At 66.3% G+C, this 15,739-nt stretch carries 20 protein-coding genes; 17 read left to right on the top strand and 3 right to left on the bottom strand.

The window, feature by feature from the left end; all coding sequences use genetic code 11:
* Positions 1–5 precede the first annotated feature (5 nt).
* From ACX9TP_RS31320 to ACX9TP_RS31295, 6 genes are all read left to right on the top strand, one after another.
* Positions 6–2,162, top strand: coding sequence for a Hint domain-containing protein (locus tag ACX9TP_RS31320; RefSeq protein WP_482974301.1), 2,157 nt, complete (start codon positions 6–8; stop codon positions 2,160–2,162).
* Between the two features lie 20 nt (positions 2,163–2,182).
* Positions 2,183–2,716, top strand: a complete 534-nt coding sequence (locus ACX9TP_RS31315; RefSeq protein ID WP_482974300.1) for a hypothetical protein — start codon at positions 2,183–2,185, stop codon at positions 2,714–2,716.
* A 328-nt stretch (positions 2,717–3,044) separates the two neighbouring features.
* The gene (locus ACX9TP_RS31310; protein WP_482974299.1) at positions 3,045–4,037 is read left to right on the top strand and encodes an AbiTii domain-containing protein; all 993 of its coding nucleotides are present in this window, start codon (positions 3,045–3,047) and stop codon (positions 4,035–4,037) included.
* A 35-nt stretch (positions 4,038–4,072) separates the two neighbouring features.
* Positions 4,073–4,480, top strand: coding sequence for a hypothetical protein (locus ACX9TP_RS31305; RefSeq protein ID WP_482974298.1), 408 nt, complete (start codon positions 4,073–4,075; stop codon positions 4,478–4,480).
* A gap of 106 nt (positions 4,481–4,586) precedes the next feature.
* Positions 4,587–4,865, top strand: coding sequence for a PadR family transcriptional regulator (locus tag ACX9TP_RS31300; protein WP_482982250.1), 279 nt, complete (start codon positions 4,587–4,589; stop codon positions 4,863–4,865).
* Positions 4,865–5,395, top strand: coding sequence for a hypothetical protein (locus tag ACX9TP_RS31295; RefSeq protein ID WP_482974297.1), 531 nt, complete (start codon positions 4,865–4,867; stop codon positions 5,393–5,395). The genes ACX9TP_RS31300 and ACX9TP_RS31295 overlap by 1 nt, the downstream gene beginning before the upstream one ends.
* Positions 5,396–5,471: 76 nt before the next feature.
* Here the strand turns inward: ACX9TP_RS31295 and ACX9TP_RS31290 are convergent, their stop codons facing one another.
* On the bottom strand, positions 5,472–5,681 hold the full coding sequence (locus tag ACX9TP_RS31290; RefSeq protein ID WP_482974296.1) for a hypothetical protein: 210 nt from the start codon (positions 5,679–5,681) through the stop codon (positions 5,472–5,474).
* Between the two features lie 97 nt (positions 5,682–5,778).
* Here ACX9TP_RS31290 and ACX9TP_RS31285 point away from each other — a divergent pair, with 97 nt between their 5' ends.
* On the top strand, positions 5,779–6,222 hold the full coding sequence (locus tag ACX9TP_RS31285) for a hypothetical protein (protein WP_482974295.1): 444 nt from the start codon (positions 5,779–5,781) through the stop codon (positions 6,220–6,222).
* 57 nt (positions 6,223–6,279) lie between these two features.
* Positions 6,280–6,936, top strand: coding sequence for a hypothetical protein (locus ACX9TP_RS31280; RefSeq protein ID WP_482974294.1), 657 nt, complete (start codon positions 6,280–6,282; stop codon positions 6,934–6,936).
* A gap of 118 nt (positions 6,937–7,054) precedes the next feature.
* Here ACX9TP_RS31280 and ACX9TP_RS31275 read toward each other — a convergent pair whose 3' ends face one another.
* A complete protein-coding gene (locus ACX9TP_RS31275; RefSeq protein WP_482974293.1) occupies positions 7,055–7,321 on the bottom strand; it encodes a hypothetical protein in 267 nt (88 codons plus the stop codon).
* A 123-nt stretch (positions 7,322–7,444) separates the two neighbouring features.
* Here ACX9TP_RS31275 and ACX9TP_RS31270 point away from each other — a divergent pair, with 123 nt between their 5' ends.
* From ACX9TP_RS31270 to ACX9TP_RS31235, 8 genes are all read left to right on the top strand, one after another.
* Positions 7,445–7,897 carry an NlpC/P60 family protein gene (locus ACX9TP_RS31270; RefSeq protein ID WP_482974292.1) on the top strand — a complete coding sequence of 151 codons (453 nt, stop codon included), beginning with the start codon at positions 7,445–7,447 and terminating at the stop codon, positions 7,895–7,897.
* 31 nt (positions 7,898–7,928) lie between these two features.
* Positions 7,929–8,390 carry a pentapeptide repeat-containing protein gene (locus ACX9TP_RS31265; protein ID WP_482974291.1) on the top strand — a complete coding sequence of 154 codons (462 nt, stop codon included), beginning with the start codon at positions 7,929–7,931 and terminating at the stop codon, positions 8,388–8,390.
* 51 nt (positions 8,391–8,441) lie between these two features.
* Positions 8,442–9,473 carry a hypothetical protein gene (locus ACX9TP_RS31260; protein WP_482974290.1) on the top strand — a complete coding sequence of 344 codons (1,032 nt, stop codon included), beginning with the start codon at positions 8,442–8,444 and terminating at the stop codon, positions 9,471–9,473.
* Between the two features lie 372 nt (positions 9,474–9,845).
* Complete coding sequence (locus ACX9TP_RS31255) at positions 9,846–10,331, top strand: AHH domain-containing protein (RefSeq protein WP_482974289.1); 486 nt, start codon at positions 9,846–9,848, stop codon at positions 10,329–10,331.
* Positions 10,332–10,333: 2 nt separating this feature from the next.
* Positions 10,334–10,918, top strand: coding sequence for an imm11 family protein (locus ACX9TP_RS31250; RefSeq protein ID WP_482974288.1), 585 nt, complete (start codon positions 10,334–10,336; stop codon positions 10,916–10,918).
* A gap of 1,106 nt (positions 10,919–12,024) precedes the next feature.
* Positions 12,025–13,569: a jacalin-like lectin gene (locus tag ACX9TP_RS31245; RefSeq protein ID WP_482974287.1), complete on the top strand. Its 1,545-nt coding sequence runs from the start codon at positions 12,025–12,027 to the stop codon at positions 13,567–13,569.
* A gap of 465 nt (positions 13,570–14,034) precedes the next feature.
* Positions 14,035–14,160: a hypothetical protein gene (locus ACX9TP_RS31240; protein ID WP_482974286.1), complete on the top strand. Its 126-nt coding sequence runs from the start codon at positions 14,035–14,037 to the stop codon at positions 14,158–14,160.
* 92 nt (positions 14,161–14,252) lie between these two features.
* Positions 14,253–14,444, top strand: coding sequence for a hypothetical protein (locus ACX9TP_RS31235; RefSeq protein WP_482974285.1), 192 nt, complete (start codon positions 14,253–14,255; stop codon positions 14,442–14,444).
* Between the two features lie 62 nt (positions 14,445–14,506).
* On the opposite strand, the gene ACX9TP_RS31230 is transcribed toward ACX9TP_RS31235, so the two are convergent.
* The gene (locus ACX9TP_RS31230; protein WP_482974284.1) at positions 14,507–14,788 is read right to left on the bottom strand and encodes a hypothetical protein; all 282 of its coding nucleotides are present in this window, start codon (positions 14,786–14,788) and stop codon (positions 14,507–14,509) included.
* 146 nt (positions 14,789–14,934) lie between these two features.
* Here ACX9TP_RS31230 and ACX9TP_RS31225 point away from each other — a divergent pair, with 146 nt between their 5' ends.
* Positions 14,935–15,654: a DNA-methyltransferase gene (locus ACX9TP_RS31225; RefSeq protein WP_482974283.1), complete on the top strand. Its 720-nt coding sequence runs from the start codon at positions 14,935–14,937 to the stop codon at positions 15,652–15,654.
* The last annotated feature ends 85 nt before the right edge of the window (positions 15,655–15,739 follow it).

Here is a 15,739-nt window from a genome sequence, read left to right as displayed (position 1 = left end):
ACTTCATGCGAGCTCGCGAGAGAGAAGGCGTCGGCGGCGTCATCGAGGACGGCACCCCCACCAACCGGACGCCCCGCATCCTCAAGCCGAAGTACCTCGACATCCGCTGGGAGCACACCGAGGTGCTGCCGGCGCACCTGCTGGTGGGCTTCCAGGTGGCCGTCTTCACAGGAAACAACCCCAACGACACGGACGCCTACCTCGTGGAGCCGGTGCGGGTGGGGCCTTCCGAGAGGCGCGCCGTGGTGTCGCTGCGGGTGGCCGCCACGCAGAATGTCCGCTGCGCTGTCCAGGCCCTCTACTCCAACGGCAACCAGAGCAGCTGGCGCGTCCTCGGCGGGGCGGTGGCGGCGGACCCGGACACCGTCACCATGGCCGTGCAGGACTTGTCCAACGTCCCCGTCGGCGCAGTGAAGACGGCGCACCTCGCGCCCGAGGCCGTCAGCGGCGACAAGGTGGCCCCCAGCGCCATCGCCACCCAGCACCTGCTGCTGCCTCCTTCCGACAACCTGGTGCCCAACGGGTATTCGGAGGCTGGTGCGGCGGCGCTTGGGCGGAGTCCCGAGGGAGACGCCCTCGTAGAGGAGCCGGTCCATGCGAAGGAGGGGCGGTGGTGCCGCAAGGTGGTGCTGCCCTCCGCGCTGGGGCTCAACTTCACCGGGGGCTTCCGCAGTGCGGCCCCCAGTCGACTCAAGTGCGCGCCGGGGGACCAGTTCTACGCCGAGCTGTGGGTGAAGGCCTCGGCGGCCCTCGCGGGGACTGCGGGCGTCCTGTACCTGCTGTGGCTCAACGCCGACGGCGTCTTCGCGGGCCAGGGCGTGTCCAAGCAGGTGAGTGGAAACCTCATCGACTCCGCAGGCGTCGGTGGCCGTTCCATCTCCACCAGCTACCAGAAGCTCGCCCTCTCCGGCATGTGCCCGGCCGGGTGCACCGGCGTGGAGTTGTACTGGGAGGCGCCGGCGCAGGTGGCGGCCGACGTGGGCAAGGCCGTCTACTTCGACGCCATCTCCATGCGGAAAATGGTGACGTTCGACTTGCTGTCGGCCAACACCCTCAAGACGAGCAACTACGCAGAGGACGGCAACGGCATCCCGATAGCGGGCGCGAAGCTGGACAACGTGGGCACGGCGCTGAAGGTGGCGTCCGGCAACCTCCAGGTGGGGCGCTACCCGCTGGAGGCCATGTTCTACAAGTCGCTCGTCACGCTCGACGGCCCGGGGCCCGGCAACCGCTGCTTCTACCGGGGCAACAACAACGGGGCGGTGCGGGGTGGGGCGCCCAACATCGACAGGGTGCGCGTGGAGTGCGCGGACAACATCTCCGGCGCGTCGCTGTCCTGGGCGAAGTGGCAGCTCTTCCTGGAGCCGCAGTCGCTGGACGACAACTTCGACGGCATGCGCCACGCGCGCGTGGAGTTGTGGGTGCGGCAGACGGCCAACCTGGGCTTCCGCCACCAGGTGCTCTCCGTCCCGCTGACGGACAGGGTGTATCGGGACTCCACCGAAGCCACGGCCAACAACGTCGGGGCGACGTCCTTCGAGTACATGTACGCCGGCAACATCTCCGGGCTGGCCGCCTCCAACGTGTACAACTGGTGCCTGCTGGTGTCCGTCGTCAACGTGTACGGGGCGAGCGCCAGCAAGTGGTTCCTTCCGAGTGCCAGCCGCAACACGGCCTTCACCTCGCAATACGCGGCCCCCTTCTCCGGGGCAACGGCCGGTGGAGGCGGAGGCGGAGGAAGTGACGGGGACGGGTACTGCCCGGCGCCGTGGGAGCCGATTCTCCTCGCGGACGGCGGGGAGGTGCCGGCCGACTTGGTGCGCCCCGGCATGCGCGTCCTCACGTGGCACGAGGACTCCCTCAAACCGGACGTGTACGAAGTGGCCGGCGTCTCCCGGGCCCGCGCACAGAGGTACCGGCTCGTGCTGGAGGACGGCCGCACGGTGGTGGCCTCGCGGCCGCACCCGCTGTACGCGGAAGGGCGCGGGTGGACGGCCCTCGCTGACGTGCGGCCCGGCGACGTCCTCCTGGGCACGCGCCCGGGCCGCGTCCGGCGGGTGGAGCCGGAAGGCGAGGGCGACGTCGTGAAGCTCTCCGTCCACGGGGCTCGCACCTACCAGGTGAAGGGCCTCCTCTCCCACAACGCCAAGCAGCGCGAGTAGTCCGCGCCAGGAGTCGCCGCATGTCCCTCACCGTTGAAGAGGTGTACCAGCGCAACGCCGTGGAGGCCCGGAGGCGCGAGCTGACGACGCAGCTCGCCCGCGTGCGTGGCTTCCTCGACGCGACGGCGGCCTCGTCGAAGTACTTCGCGCGCATCAACCAGGACACGCAGGTGCAGCGCGACGAGCTGGAGCGGCAGCTGCGCGAACTGGACGCGGGCGGCACCGCAGGCCTCACCGACGACTGGGGGAAGTACTCCGCCCTCGAGCTGGCCGCCCAGGAGGAGCGCTACGCCGCGAAGGCGGGCTGCTACGACTGGCTGGTGGCACACCCCATGGCCACGCTGGCCGAGGCCGCGGCGGAGCTGGAGCGCCTCATGCTGGAGGCCCGCAGTGCGGCGGGCCGGCCATGGCTGCTCTTGCGTGGCGAGGGACTCGTGCGCGAGTGGCAGGCCAACGCCTTCGCGCGCGGCCTCATCCCCGAGGACGACTGGGCGGTGTTCCGGGACTGGCTCCTCGTCATCGGCAAGGACTCCGCGCTCGGCCGGGCGCTGTAAGATTGTGGCGAACTAGGGGGGGGCCCGGTATCCGGGCCCGCCCCGGCGCCCCATCAGCCCTGGGGCAGCTCGCGCACGTCGGAGTCGGAATCCACAGGCGTGATTTTTCTCTAGAGGTGCCGGATGACCCAGGAGAGCAGGGCGCCCGCGAGGACGATGGCGCCCTGGGGTGGTGCAACTGCCGTGAGGACGAGGAGCAGCAGCGCGCAGTAGTGTGGTTTCTGGGGTGGAGAGTATCCGGCGGATGGAACTCGGGTATTGTTGCTCCATGACCGCATGTTGTTTGTCCGCCTCGACGGCGCGCAACACATCTGCGGAAGGGGGAAGCGTGCCTCAGACGTCGCTCGTGCTTGAACTACAACACCTCGCACAGCAAAGCAGCACGGATCTCTCCGAATTGCTTCGACGCGCGAAGGTTGTTGCCGCGAAACTGAAGTTGGAGGACTTCGGAAAGTGGCTTGAGTGGGAGATGGGTGGCTACGCGCCTAGCGCGAAGGTGCCCGAATATCGAGTCCTGTCCACGCAACTCATGGCCCGGAATCCATATCATGGACTGATACCAATCGTATTTCAGGCTGACGACAAGCGTTCCGAGCGCTATGCGAAGTCACCTATTGTTCAGTCAGTTGGTGAGCTCACCCACCTGCTTAGCCAAATGCAGAAAGATGGGAATCTTCAGATACCGCTGACGTCGGCCGAAATACGAAATCTTGTCAGGGACCTTGAGGAGCTGAAGCACATGCCGCCGACTAGAATCGTGAGTCCGAGCGGTGTAGCAGGGATACTCGATGCGGTTCGTAACACCATTCTTCAATGGGCGCTCGAGTTGGAAACCCGAGGCATTCTCGGCGAGGGGATGACCTTTACGCAGGATGAAAGACGAACGGCGGCTGCTATGACCATTAACAACTATGGTTCGTTCATTAACGGCGACAACGCCACGATGGCCACGGCCGACAGTTCGCCGGGAGCTACGGTCACGACTGCCTCTGGAGGCGCGCAGGTCCATCAGCAGTTGACGACGTTCATCTCGGAGGCACACCAGCGAGATGCGGAATTGGGCAACGCGCTCCGAGCGCTCGCGGAGGCAGTGGCATCGAGCCATGCCTTGCCTGCCGAGAAGAAGGGCGAGGCGACCGAGCAGCTGGCATTCGTTGCGCAGCAATGCGCGCTTCCTGAAGAGAAGCGCATGCCGCGTGGTGTCATCAAGCCGCTCCTCAATGGGCTGAGGGAAACGCTGGGAGTCAGCGCGGACCTTCTGCAGGTCTGGAGCGTATACGGCCCGACGATTCTCGCAGTCCTCGGTATTGCGCTGTCGTAGCCTCCTGACGAATCGCGCCGAGGACGCCAAGCATCGTGTCATCCGCCGTGGCACTCTGCGCACCGATGACGCGCGACGAGCTGCTGGGGCAGGTGGAGGCGCTGGGCAAGGCGTGCCAGGAGCGGGGCCCAGCCATGAAGGGCATGGCGGAGCTGCTCCGGCTCTACTGGCTGGCCCTGCACCACGGTCTCGTGGTGCAGGGTGACAACCATGCCCTGCGCGTCAACGTGGACGCGGCCTGGGTTGCGGAGTGGATGAAGACGCTCGGTCTGCCACCGTACGAGAACGCGCTGCCCGTCAGCACGTGGGCGGAGGCGTGCGGCGTGTGTGAGCCGCACCAGCGGCAGGTCGTCACCGTGGCGGTGTTCCCCGGGGGCTACCGGATGCGCTGCGACAAGTGCCGAGCGGAGTGGGTGGTGCTGGACGAAAAGCCGGCCGCGTAGGCGCCGGCAGGATGTTTCCTCCATATTCGAGGTTGCATCCTCGAACGTCGAGGTTAGTATCTCCGGAATGGAATCTCCAGTAACGTCAGAGGCGGCCATCTTGTCCGTGCTGATGACCGGCAAGAGCTACGGCCTGGAAATCATCGACAAGGTGAAAGAGCGCACCGGCGGTCGCGTTGTGCTCACCGAGGGTACCGTGTACCCGAGGCTCAAATCGATGGAGCGTGAGGGGTTGCTGCGTAGCTTCGAGGGCGAGCCGGTGCCCGAGCGAGGTGGGCGTCCACGACGATACTATGAGTTGACGGGAGAAGGGCGCCGTGCGGCGACTGAGCAGCGTGGCGCGGTGTTGGGACTCTGGGGCCTGCGACCTGTGGAGGGGTTCTGATGAACCATAGAAAACTTCCGACGGAGCCCAAGAACTCTCAGTCCACAAGTGAGGGGACAAGGGCGCTGTACGAGTGGCTAGCTTCGGTCGTGCAGCAAGGCGAACTGAGCTTGAAGGAAAGCAAGGAGACACAGAAGGTTCTGGAGGAGCGCACCAGGCAATTCCAGGAAGCGCTGGAGCGCCAGATGAAAGCGCAGGGGGTGACGGCCTCCGCTATCATTTTCGGCGTGCTTGCGCGTTTCCTCAAACGCTTCAAGCCGCGCGCGCATTTGGCTAGCGCCCGCACCGCGAAGACAGCAACTTGCGCTCTCGATCTACTCGCTATGCTGGTCCCGAAGCGCATCGCGAACGAGGAGATTGGCGATGCGTTGGAGTTGATTCATGCCATGGTGAGAGCGCGACGCCCGCAGTGGTTCATCTACGTCAAGGTGGCCACCACGTTCTTTTGGGTGTTCGTGCACACGCTGCTTCACTACGCCATGAAGGTCGCCGGCATCATCGGCAAGGCGACGGGCGGGAAGGGCGACTGAGCAGCTCCGCGCCGTGAGAAACTCCAGCGGTCCGCTACCGACTCGGTGGCGGGCCGCTGCATTTCAGGGCACCCCGTCACGCCGCAGCCTGCTGGGCCTCCGCATGCGCGTCCCGGGCGCCCAGCACTTTGAGGACGAGCTCGTCCACCTCGCGGTGCGCGGCCCGGGCCCGCTGGTACCTCGTCCGCGCGGCCGGGCTCCCGTCCAGGTTCTGCACAGCCTGCTGTAGCTCCGCCTCCACCTCTTCCAGGCGCTTCGCGAGCGCCAACCGCTGCTGAAATTCCATGGCCGGTGGCGCAGAGCACGGGGCGTGCCGGACGCCGTCCACGCCTGCCTTGACGATGCGACGGCATGAGCGCCCCCCTCCGCACGTGGTGCGTCCCGTGACGCCCACCCCTGAGACATCCGTCTACGTCCTCGCTGCCAGTGTGCTGCTCCTGCCGCTGCTCCAGCGAATCCTCGCGCGGCGGCAAGAGAGGCACGAGGACGCGGCCGACCAGGTGCCGCTACTGGCCCAGCGACTCCAGGCGCTTGAGCAGCGCGAGAGTGCCGCTGACAAGGTGCCGCTCCTCGTGCAGCGCATGGAGGCCGTGGCTGCGGACGTGCGTGAAATCAAGACGGACCTGCGCATGGTGGTCGAGCACGATTCGAAGCTGCAGTTGCAGGAGCTGCGACTCAAGGCGCTGGAAACGTGGGTGAGCTCCGCGCGGCCGCAACTGCACGAAATCGCCAACCGCGTACAGCACCTCATGGGCGAGTACAACGCCCGGCGCCTGCAGCATGCCGCCAACGTCGTGGCGTCCAAGGACGGCCGCAGCGGCACCTGAGCTTCCCCGCCGAGCGCCTCGGCGCCGGCTCCACCCGCAGCACCCTGCGAGGCACCCATGCCGAAGACGATGTCCCGAAACGAGTTGCTGGCGACGTTCCGTGCTCAGGTCCGAGAGGAGATGGCCCGCGGCCCCACGCACAAGGCCAACGTCGCCATTGCCCTGCGTCACTACGTCCACCCCAGCGGGTACGAGTTCGCCTTCGACCTCATGCTCATCTGCGCGGAGGAGACGGGCGACACGCTGACGCCGGACGGCGTCTGGGAGTACGGCGCCCGGGGAGAGCTGTGGTTGCCCAAGGCGTTGCAGCTCCGCCAGCAGGCGTCCACGCCCCTTCTCCCGGGCGCTGTCACCTCGAAGCACCAGGAGAACCCGGTGAGCGGACCTCTGGACCCGAAGCGCGCAGGCTTCCTCGGTTTCACGAAGTACAACGACGTGCCCGGGCCGCATGGCCCGTGGAAGACGTTCGACGGACGGGACGTGCCCGGCTGGGACGCGGTGGGCCCGCTGACGCAGGCCCGGTGGGTGGCGGCCGGCCAGGCCGAGCGCGACGTGGCCTTGAGCATCGCCGGGCACGCCGCGGTGCAGGCGCTGGAGAAGGCCGGCATCACCGACGAGGAAACGCTCAACCGCGTGCAGGTGGCCATCCTCCTCCACCGCTCGGACAGCGTTTCCCCGCCGGACCCGCTGCCTCCCGGCGCGGTCATTGGCTGAGTAGCCTCAGTTCCCTTGGAGGATGTCCGCGCAGTCCCCTGGGAATTCCATCACACAGAGTCTGTCGCAGTCGATTCCCAGGGGCTTACCTGTCGCAGTCCCAGCACTGGGGCGCGGGCTAAATTTCGACGCCGCAGGGCTTCTCGAAACAGAGGCATCTCCCGCCCGAGCACCAGCACTCAAAGCACACTCCGTCAGCCATGCCACCGGCTGTTTCGGTCAACGTGATTTCGCTCACGCCTTGCTCTGCTGACAATTGGGACGCCCGTTCCTCCGCCCTGTTCAATGCTTGCTCGAATTCTCCTGCGGTGGCCTCTACTCCACCGCAACCGGTCAGCAGCCCCGCAGCCATCAGCACACCCATGAAGAATGACTTCGCCCGCATGCGCTTCTCCTGGAATGCCTCTCGTTCATGAGAGGAATCCCAAAATACTGCATGAATTGGCACGGGCAATTGCGCGCAAGTCTTTGCTCAGTGGCTCTCGTTTCACAGTTCCAGGGAGTGAACATGTCTTCGCAGCGCGCCGCCTTCCTCGCCCTCGTCCTCCAGCAGATGCACTCCCCCTACCGCTGGAATGCGAAGGGCACGCGGGACGCCACTACCGGGCAGCGCCTCTTCGACTGTTCCGGCCTCGTCGCGTGGGCGCTGGATCAGGTGGGCGGGCCGGACTGGCGCGCCACCCACAATACGGACCGGCTGTGGGCGGAGTGCCGGCCGGTGGACTTCGCCGCGCTGCTCCCCGGGGACCTCGTTCTGTACCACCGCGCCGGCGCGCCCGACGACGCCGAGCACGTCATGGTGCACGTGGGCGGTGGCGTCGTGGTGGGCGCGTCCGGAGGCGGCCGGGCCACCCTCACGCTCGCCGACGCCGCGGCCCATGACGCGCGCGTGAAGGCCTTTCCCCACGTCGGCTACCGGGCGGACCTCATGGGCTTCCGCCGGCTGCCCTTCGCCTCCTAGCTGGCCCCTCGCAGTCCCATGGAGTCCTCGCATGAAGCCGCCGTTGATGTGTGCAGCAATGGAGCGACGATTGACATCTGGCGGTGACCTCGCGCCGGTGACCGATGCCTGTCGGATTCACCAGGACCTCGGGACGATGATTTCCCACGGCCACACACCCCCGGTCTTTCTTCGGAGGCAGCGAGTGGAAGGTGCGGCATGGGAAGGCTTCTGCTTGCTGGGCGTGCACCTCCTCGACTCTGTGTTCTTCAACAGTCGTCTCGGCGCGGACCTGCGCGGCGCATCCTTCGTCGGCTGCACCTTTGAGGCGTGCTCCTTCGACGATGCCGACGCAGCGGGAGCGTACTTCCACGGCTGTACTTTCATCCGCTGCAGCTTCCGCGACTCCCGGTGGAGCGGCGCCGAGGTGTCACGAAATTCGTTCCACGGTGACGCCCCGCCCCTCACCGAGGCGGACCTGTACCGCAACACGTTCACCACCGTCGCCCCCTGAAGCGTTACGCCCGGAGTGCGCTCCGGAAACCCGCAGTCCCTGGAGTCGTCTATGAAGAAGCGCTTCACCCTCGCCGCCGTGCTCGCGCTCGCCCTCACCGCGCCGGTCGCCCTGGCCCAGGTTGGCACCTCGCCGCCGGGGCCGACGCTGAAGTCCATCATCCTGTCTGCCGCCGTGGCCGTCACGCCGGTGGTGGCCACCGCCCTCGCCGGCCTCGTGGCGGCCGCGCTCGTCGCCCTCACGCGGAAGCTCCAGGCCCAGGCCGGGGAGTCGAGGCTGGCCGAGCTGCTGTCCCGCGTGTCCGTCCTCGCCGAGGCGGTGGTGCGCGACGTGGAGGTGACGCTGCGGCCGGAGCTGGTGGCCGCCGCCGCTGACGGCATCCTCACGCAGGCCGAGTGGCACCGGCTGAAGACTGCGGCCGTGCAGCGGCTGCTGGCCGGGCTGGGCGCCGGAGGGCAGGCGGAGCTGGTCGCGCGCCTGCGCCTGGCGCCCACCAGCGTGCCCATCCTCGTGTCCGGCTTGGTGGAGGCCGCCGTGTCGAAGCTGAAGGGGGAGGGTGGCGGGGCCGCCATCAACCTGGGGCCCGTGGAGCTCGGCGCCGACGCCGTCCGGGCGCTGGTGGGGAAGGAGGAGCGGGGCGCCGGCAGCTCGAGCGCACCGCCGTCGCGGGCCGGCTCGCTGGCCGTCCTCCTGCTGGCGCTGCCGCTGGTGGGCCTGCTGGGCCAGGGCTGTACGCCGTTGCATGCCAGCCGGCCGGACGCGGGCGCCGAGCGGACCGCGCTGCAGGTGCCCGCGGTGGACTACCGGCCGGCCGTCTCCGACGCGCAGTGCGCCGCCTGGGACTCCTCGCGCCTCACCTGGGGCGTAGTGGGTACGGTGTCCGGGGCGCTGGGCGCGGCCGGCGGCGGGGTGGCGCTGCTCTCCAACTTGGTGGGCGAGGACCGCAGCGCGCAGCTCGCCCTGGGCCTCACCTCCGTGCTGCTGGGAGCGCTCACCGTGGGCGCCTCATACGCGGAGGACGGGCTCACTGCGCGGTACGCGGAGCGCTGCACGGTGCCCGCGACGGCACCCGAGGCGCGCTGAGCCGCACCACTGGGCCGCGCGGCATAACAGAGGCGCGGACCGAACTGTCCTGGATTCCGTTCTTACCTGCCTTCCAGGACACTTCTAGGTGGTTGGGCATGGGCATCTGCTTTATCCATGCCCGTCATCATTCGCGGCCGACGCGTCATGTTCCTCCAGTCCCAGCCCGGTGACGGGCCCACGGCCCCGAAGAAGCCACCGTGTGAGTACTGCGGGAAGCCGGGGCACCCGTTCGCTACGAAGTGGGGCAGCCACATCGGCAACTCCACGTGGCTCGGCGAGGCCATCCTCCAAGGTCAGGAGCCGGAGGCTCACCCCTGGTATACCGGGCGCTGGTCCATCGCCGCGCACCACCTCATCTGCTCTGAGGCCATGGCCGATGACGAGGACTGGGCGAGGTACTGCCGAGAGTACGGGTACGACATCAACCGCCGGAAGAACGGCGTCATGCTGCCATCCCGGATGGATGTCGCCTGTGAGCTCCATGTGCCGGTCCATCGCGGCAACCACGCGGCGGGTTGGGCCCACGACGTCCAGATGGCGTACCCCAATGCGGTCATGGCCAGGACGGACGACATCAAGGCCCTCATCGTTCGCGGCGCATTCTGCTCGGACCCGAGCGCGCTGACTCGCGAACTGGACGCTCTCAGCGAAGAGATTTTGGCCAAGGTGGCGAGCTTTCAGTGGACCCTCTCAGTCGACGGGCTTGACTACCGCGAGGGCGGCAACGGGTGCTCAGGCACGGCCAGCATTTCGGACAAGCCAACGCGCGCATGCCCGCGCCGTCGGGCTCACGCGTTGAAGCAGGGGGCTACCGGGAAGCCGCTCGCGCGTCGAACTCTGCGAGTAGGGGGATAGCCATGCAGCGCGAGTACTTCGTCCTTGAGCGGGCTGCCTCAAACGTCCACCCGCTGCTGGGCTGGGACCAGAGTGGCAGTGCCTTCTACAAGGGCAAGCCCGTGAACGTGACAGAGCCCGTCCGGCTGCGCCTCGCGGAGCCGGTGCCTCCCAAGCCGGACATGGTGGACCACCACAGCCTTCCGAAGCCCGTCCTCTCGCCGCGCCTCAAGGACGCCTTGGAGCCGATGCATCTCCACCGTGTGCAGTGGGTGCCGGCGGACGTGCGAGTCGCTGAGGGAAACGTGCTGCGCTACTGGCTGCTGCACGTGCACAATGAGCTGCGCTGCATGAACCGGCAGGAGTCCGTCTTCAAGCTCTCGCCCAGCGGGCTGACGTTGCTGAGCCTCGATAGGCTGGTGCTCGACGAGCAGTTACTCGCGGACATGCCCTTGGAAGAGCGGCGCGTCTTCGTGCTGGCCGAGTCCCCATCCACCTGTATCTTCCACGAGTCCGCAGTGGACCGAGTGATGAGCCTGACCCCTCCGCCAGAGGGCCTGCGCTTCATCCCCGTGCCGGACTGGAGCGACTCGTCCGGCTTCCGCTGAGCGGACCGCGGCGTCAGCTCGGCGACGAGCTTCTGCACGCGGGCGCCCACCGTGGGTTCGGACGTCCAGGGGAGCGCCGGCCCGTACCACGTGGGTGCCTCACCGCTAGGCCCGCCGAAGACCTCCAACCGGGAGGCTGGGTGTCCTGATACACCACGCGGAGCCGCCCGGACTGCGGCCGCACTACAGCGCCGCCGACGTCCTGGTCCATGCGCAGCCAGAGGAGGTTTCCCCGCGAGGTCCAGGTGCACCTGCGCCAGCTTGCGCACCTCGCGCCCGGGGGAACTCCAGGTGCGGGGACTCCAGTAGGCGCAGCACCTCGTGCGCTGGCAGCTCCACCAACTCCCCGGCCTGGGTGGCGTCCTCCAGCGCCTTGCGGCGCTCGCGCCTGCCGAGGGACTTCCAGCGCGGGTCCGTCCACCGCTTCGCCGCGCCGCCCACGCGCTTGTAGGCCTTCCACCGGGGGCGCGGCCACCGCGTCCGCCACCGTGTCCACGACGGCGCGGAGCCAGCAGTTCTCCCGGCACGCGGCGAGCACTTCGCGCATGCCCCACCGCGGGGAGAAGGACGCGACGGGCCGGGCGTGGACGAGCGGGCCCCGGGCGGTGGGCGGTAGACCCAGGGCTTTCAGAGCACGGCGGATAAGGTAGGCCATGCAGGGGAGAGGGGCGTGAACTGCGGTCCCCGAATGCACCACTGCATTCGCAATGCATCACGCGCGAGGCGCGACCGTAATCGATGGCCAATCGACGGGTCATCTGACACCCATTTGCTCTGACAATCCATTGGCGGGTACATTGCAGTCCGGCTCCTGGGCTGGCGCCAGGGAGGCATCAACGCGCTCGAAGAGCCCTGTTGCATACCTTGACCTACCGAGAACGCGCAGCAAGCTGTAGTGCAAATTGGCCTGGGTGCTCTATGGAGCGCAACACCAGTCGCACGCTCAAAGAAATTAGCATTCGATTTGCTTGAAGGCAGTTCAGGGATTTGATTAGGCATCTACACATGCGCCTTCTCAGGACTGACAATGATGCCTGATGTAGCCCGGTCGGCCTCGTCCAGAAAGAAGGGGAAAATTCATGGGTCGCGTAGCCGAGAGTACCTGCATGTCGCATGGAGCGGTTCGGAGCGCTGTGCCAGTTTCGGCCTTGCTCCAAGGGTTTGATACATTTTCGGGAAGCGCGTGCAGCACTGCTCTTGAGGGGATCTTTGGGCCTGGCACCAGCACCAAAAAACTGGACTATGCGGTTTGTAGCTCCGCCGTGTCGATATTCGAATCGGTCGATTTGAGCGCTTCGCTTGCGGCGTCTGCGCTATTTGGCTCAGTTGACGCCAAGGCCAGTTTCATTAGCAGCTTGGCGGTTAGCGCAATGTCGGTAAGTATTGTGGTGCGTTGCAGCGTTGCAACCGAGCAGGCGTATACAAATGCGCAATTGCGCGTGCCGCCACCGACAGACTTAGCGTCGTTCTGCTTGGCTTATGGCGATTCATTTGTGAGCCAGCTTACGACAGGCGGAGAGTATATCGCAGTCTGTGTGTTTTACGCGGAGTCCGAGGAGGAGCAGGGACAGGTGCGCGCGGCACTTGAGGCGAATGGCATAATCGGGGGCGGCAGCATAGGGGGGAACTTCCAGGCCAGCCTCACCAAAGTGCAGCGGAGCGTAAGTACGAGAAATGAGGTTCATCAATTGGTTGTGGGGGTTACGAATGCAAAGCTCCCAGACCCTGGCGGAATTGTGGATTATGCGAATAACTTTCCTCCGTCCGAAATTGATGCTCCCGCTGTCATTACCTTTGGCACTACTGGTTACGAACATGTTCCAGGGATGCCTGATTTTTCATCTGTCGAGAGCAATCGCACCGCATTTGTCGGAACATTGACGACTCAAGGTGTTGCCGACAAGATGATGATACTGCGGCAAGTGTACCTGCAGTGCCAGTGGCTGCAGGGAGTGTACGACGTCTATGGTTATTCGGGTGACGTCGAATTTCTGTCGAGGGCAGAGCAGAATGAGAATGATCAACAGGCGGTGCAGAACTGGCTAAGTGAGGTTTCGGCCGATCCATCCCAGAGTTACGCCGTTCCTGATGCGGCTAGTATTGGCAATGGCTTCCCGTCTGTGTCGTACTCAGTCCAGAACACTCCAGCATGGGGGGGGATGGGTGGTGAACCATTTCAGGATTTCCCGGATGGTAGTGCCGATGTTGGAGTGAGAATTCGGTCGGTCATAATTCGCGGCGGTTGGTATGTGGACAGCTTGTCTGTTACTTATGTCGATGACGACGAAGATACGACATGGGTTAACAAACACGGTGGGGACGGTGGGGAAAATAGTAGTGCGTTGACTCTCCGGCCAGGCGAGTTCATCACTAGCATTTCGGGGTGCGCGGTCGCCGATGATGCCCCTTATGTTATTCAGCTTTCGTTCTCGACAAATTTTGGCCAAACACTCACATGGCCGAATGGCAGCCCATACGCCTCCGTGGCTGCTCCCTTTTCATGGAGCGTGCCAACTGGTCAGGTGCTGGCTGGTTTTCAGGGGCGCTCTAGTGCTTACCTAGACCAATTGCAGCCAGTGGCGATTCTGTTTTCACCGGCCGTATGGGGCGCATTGCCCCAGGTAGGTGCTGCCAGCAGTGAGGTGTCTTGAACTGGCGGTCACATGGCTACGCTCTTCATGCGTCTTCAATCGACTCCGCAGATGCCTCTGTCCGTTCGGCCGCGCCCTCGTTCCTCCGCTTCTTCACCACGTACGTGAAGATGGGCCACGCGAAGGCGGCTGCACGCTCGTCCCGAGCGGCCAGCCTTCGTGGCCGGTGAACTTCGCGAGGTGCTTCTCAAGCTTGCCGTGCTTGCCCACCATGTGGACAAGCACGGCCTCGGCGAGGGCGGACACCGGGGAGGCGCGCTCCGCGACCGCATGGACGGAGGCGTGCTGTAGCGCGGCTCCGTGCCCTGCGATGGGCCGGGCCAGCCCGGAACCTGGTTCTGGCCGCCGCACATGCCCGCGAAGCCGGCCGCGCCTGCGTACTCCCCGCCCCGTGAGCTGGTGGGGCAGGCCGAGTGGGAGCTGAAGCGCAGCCTTCGCGAGCGCGGCTTAGCCGAGACGCAACAGGTGCTCCAGCTCACCGCCGGCAGCGTGGGCACCTTCCTCTCCGAGCTCATTGAGGCCGCGCTCGACAGGATGAAGGCGAGCCGGGCACCCGCGCTGGCGGACGAGGTGGTGTCGGCGGCGCTGTAGCTGAGTGCCATCGGCAGCCAGGCGTCGCTGGCCTCGGTGGCTGTGGGCCCTCAGACGCCCCGCAGGTAGCCGTCGCTGCGGGGCTCTCCCGAGTGCTGTCCGACGTGCCCGTGCGCAGCGGGTACCTGGAGGCCCAGGCCGGCGTGTCCTCTCTCTCCGGCGCCTACGCGCGCCTGGATGGTGGGGCGCGGCTGCGCAGCAACCTGGGACTCTTCGCCTTTGCCGAGGCCAACCAGCGCGAGCGCATGGCGGGCGCCGGCATGCGGTGGACGTTCGGTCTCTAGGGTAATCCACCTGACATAAAGCGGCCCGCCTCGCGATGGGACGAGAGGCGGGCCGTTACGTTTTACGGAGTGATATTCGCGGTAATCCAGGAAACGACGTCGGCAGGCATGTTGATGCTCGCCCCTCCGGCTTGCGTCTGAATGGGCAGCACAATCAGTTGGTCGTTTGAATCGACATATGGGTCCAATGCCTCTCTAACTTGAATGGGCCTCAGGTTCGTCACAACCAGCCACACAGAGTCCACCGGATGAGCCCAGGTGCCCAAACTCTTGATTGCTTTATATAGCTCCGCGTATTCGGCGCCGGGCTTGCTCAGGTCATAGCTGATAATCATTACTGCCATTGAGCCTCCTTTTTGACGAAGCATGGCGATGTGTGTGTGTGTAGTTGATTGTGGTTTCGTGCGCCATTGCCCTGAAGGGAGGGGCAGAAGCAACCCATCGGCATCAGACCTGCACCAGGAAGGGTTGCCGCGCCGGAAAGGACCGCGTGAAGCCCTACTACCGCAACGACTCCATCACCCTGTACCTCGGCGACTGCCGCGACCAGCTTCTGGACCTCCCGTCTCATTCCGTGGACCTCCTTCTCACGGACCCGGCCTACGGCATGGCCTACGAAGGGAAGGGCGAGCACGCCGCGCCCATCCGCGCGGACGGTGCGCGCCAGGGCGTGCGCGTGCTGCGCCAGGCACTCACCTCCGCCGGGCCCGCGCTGAAGCTGGACGCGCACGCCTTCCTCTTCTGCCACTGGGCGTCGTGGCCCGACTTCTACGACGCGGTGGCCGCGCACCTGCGCCTCAAGGGGGCCCTGGTGTGGTGGAAGGACCGGGGTGGCTCCGGCGACTGCGCCGGCTCCTTCGCGCCCGACTACGAGGTGGTGCTGCACGCGGCCGGGCCGAAGCGCCGGGCGCTGGCGGGCAAGCGCCGCAGCGCCGTGCTCGCGGGCTTCCCGCCCGTGCCGCCTCGCCAGCGCACGCACCCCACCGGGAAGCCGGTGCCGCTGCTGGCCCACATGGTGGAGAAGGCCTACCCCAAGGGCGGGCTGGTGCTGGCCCCCTTCGCGGGCGCCGGAGCCACGCTGGTGGCCGCGCAGCAGCTCGGCCGCCACGCGGTGGGCGTGGAGCTTGAGGAGCGCTACTGCGAGGTGGCGGCCCGCCGGCTCGAGCTGGCGCTGCGTGAGAGCCCGGCCCCGGTGCACACGGTACGTTGAGCAAACTCCGCGGCAACAGGGCTCGCCCCGGAAGAAAGCCGAGGCGGGCCCAGCGGGAGGGTTGGCCTGACGCTAGTCATTGCAC

This window comes from Pyxidicoccus sp. M15, assembly GCF_056858435.1.
The sequence above is the reverse complement of the archived record's forward strand: the minus strand, read 5'-3'. Positions and strand labels throughout refer to the sequence as shown.

What these genes read in the sequence shown, in the direction of transcription:
- ACX9TP_RS31320 (WP_482974301.1), top strand. Translation starts at nt 6, where the DNA reads ATGCGAGCTCGCGAGAGAGAAGGCGTCGGCGGCGTCATCGAGGACGGC.
- ACX9TP_RS31315 (WP_482974300.1), top strand. Translation starts at nt 2,183, where the DNA reads ATGTCCCTCACCGTTGAAGAGGTGTACCAGCGCAACGCCGTGGAGGCC.
- ACX9TP_RS31295 (WP_482974297.1), top strand. Translation starts at nt 4,865, where the DNA reads ATGAACCATAGAAAACTTCCGACGGAGCCCAAGAACTCTCAGTCCACA.
- ACX9TP_RS31290 (WP_482974296.1), bottom strand. Translation starts at nt 5,681, where the DNA reads ATGGAATTTCAGCAGCGGTTGGCGCTCGCGAAGCGCCTGGAAGAGGTG.
- ACX9TP_RS31280 (WP_482974294.1), top strand. Translation starts at nt 6,280, where the DNA reads ATGCCGAAGACGATGTCCCGAAACGAGTTGCTGGCGACGTTCCGTGCT.
- ACX9TP_RS31275 (WP_482974293.1), bottom strand. Translation starts at nt 7,321, where the DNA reads ATGCGGGCGAAGTCATTCTTCATGGGTGTGCTGATGGCTGCGGGGCTG.
- ACX9TP_RS31270 (WP_482974292.1), top strand. Translation starts at nt 7,445, where the DNA reads ATGTCTTCGCAGCGCGCCGCCTTCCTCGCCCTCGTCCTCCAGCAGATG.
- ACX9TP_RS31265 (WP_482974291.1), top strand. Translation starts at nt 7,929, where the DNA reads ATGAAGCCGCCGTTGATGTGTGCAGCAATGGAGCGACGATTGACATCT.
- ACX9TP_RS31260 (WP_482974290.1), top strand. Translation starts at nt 8,442, where the DNA reads ATGAAGAAGCGCTTCACCCTCGCCGCCGTGCTCGCGCTCGCCCTCACC.
- ACX9TP_RS31255 (WP_482974289.1), top strand. Translation starts at nt 9,846, where the DNA reads ATGGCCGATGACGAGGACTGGGCGAGGTACTGCCGAGAGTACGGGTAC.
- ACX9TP_RS31250 (WP_482974288.1), top strand. Translation starts at nt 10,334, where the DNA reads ATGCAGCGCGAGTACTTCGTCCTTGAGCGGGCTGCCTCAAACGTCCAC.
- ACX9TP_RS31245 (WP_482974287.1), top strand. Translation starts at nt 12,025, where the DNA reads ATGTCGCATGGAGCGGTTCGGAGCGCTGTGCCAGTTTCGGCCTTGCTC.
- ACX9TP_RS31230 (WP_482974284.1), bottom strand. Translation starts at nt 14,788, where the DNA reads ATGGCAGTAATGATTATCAGCTATGACCTGAGCAAGCCCGGCGCCGAA.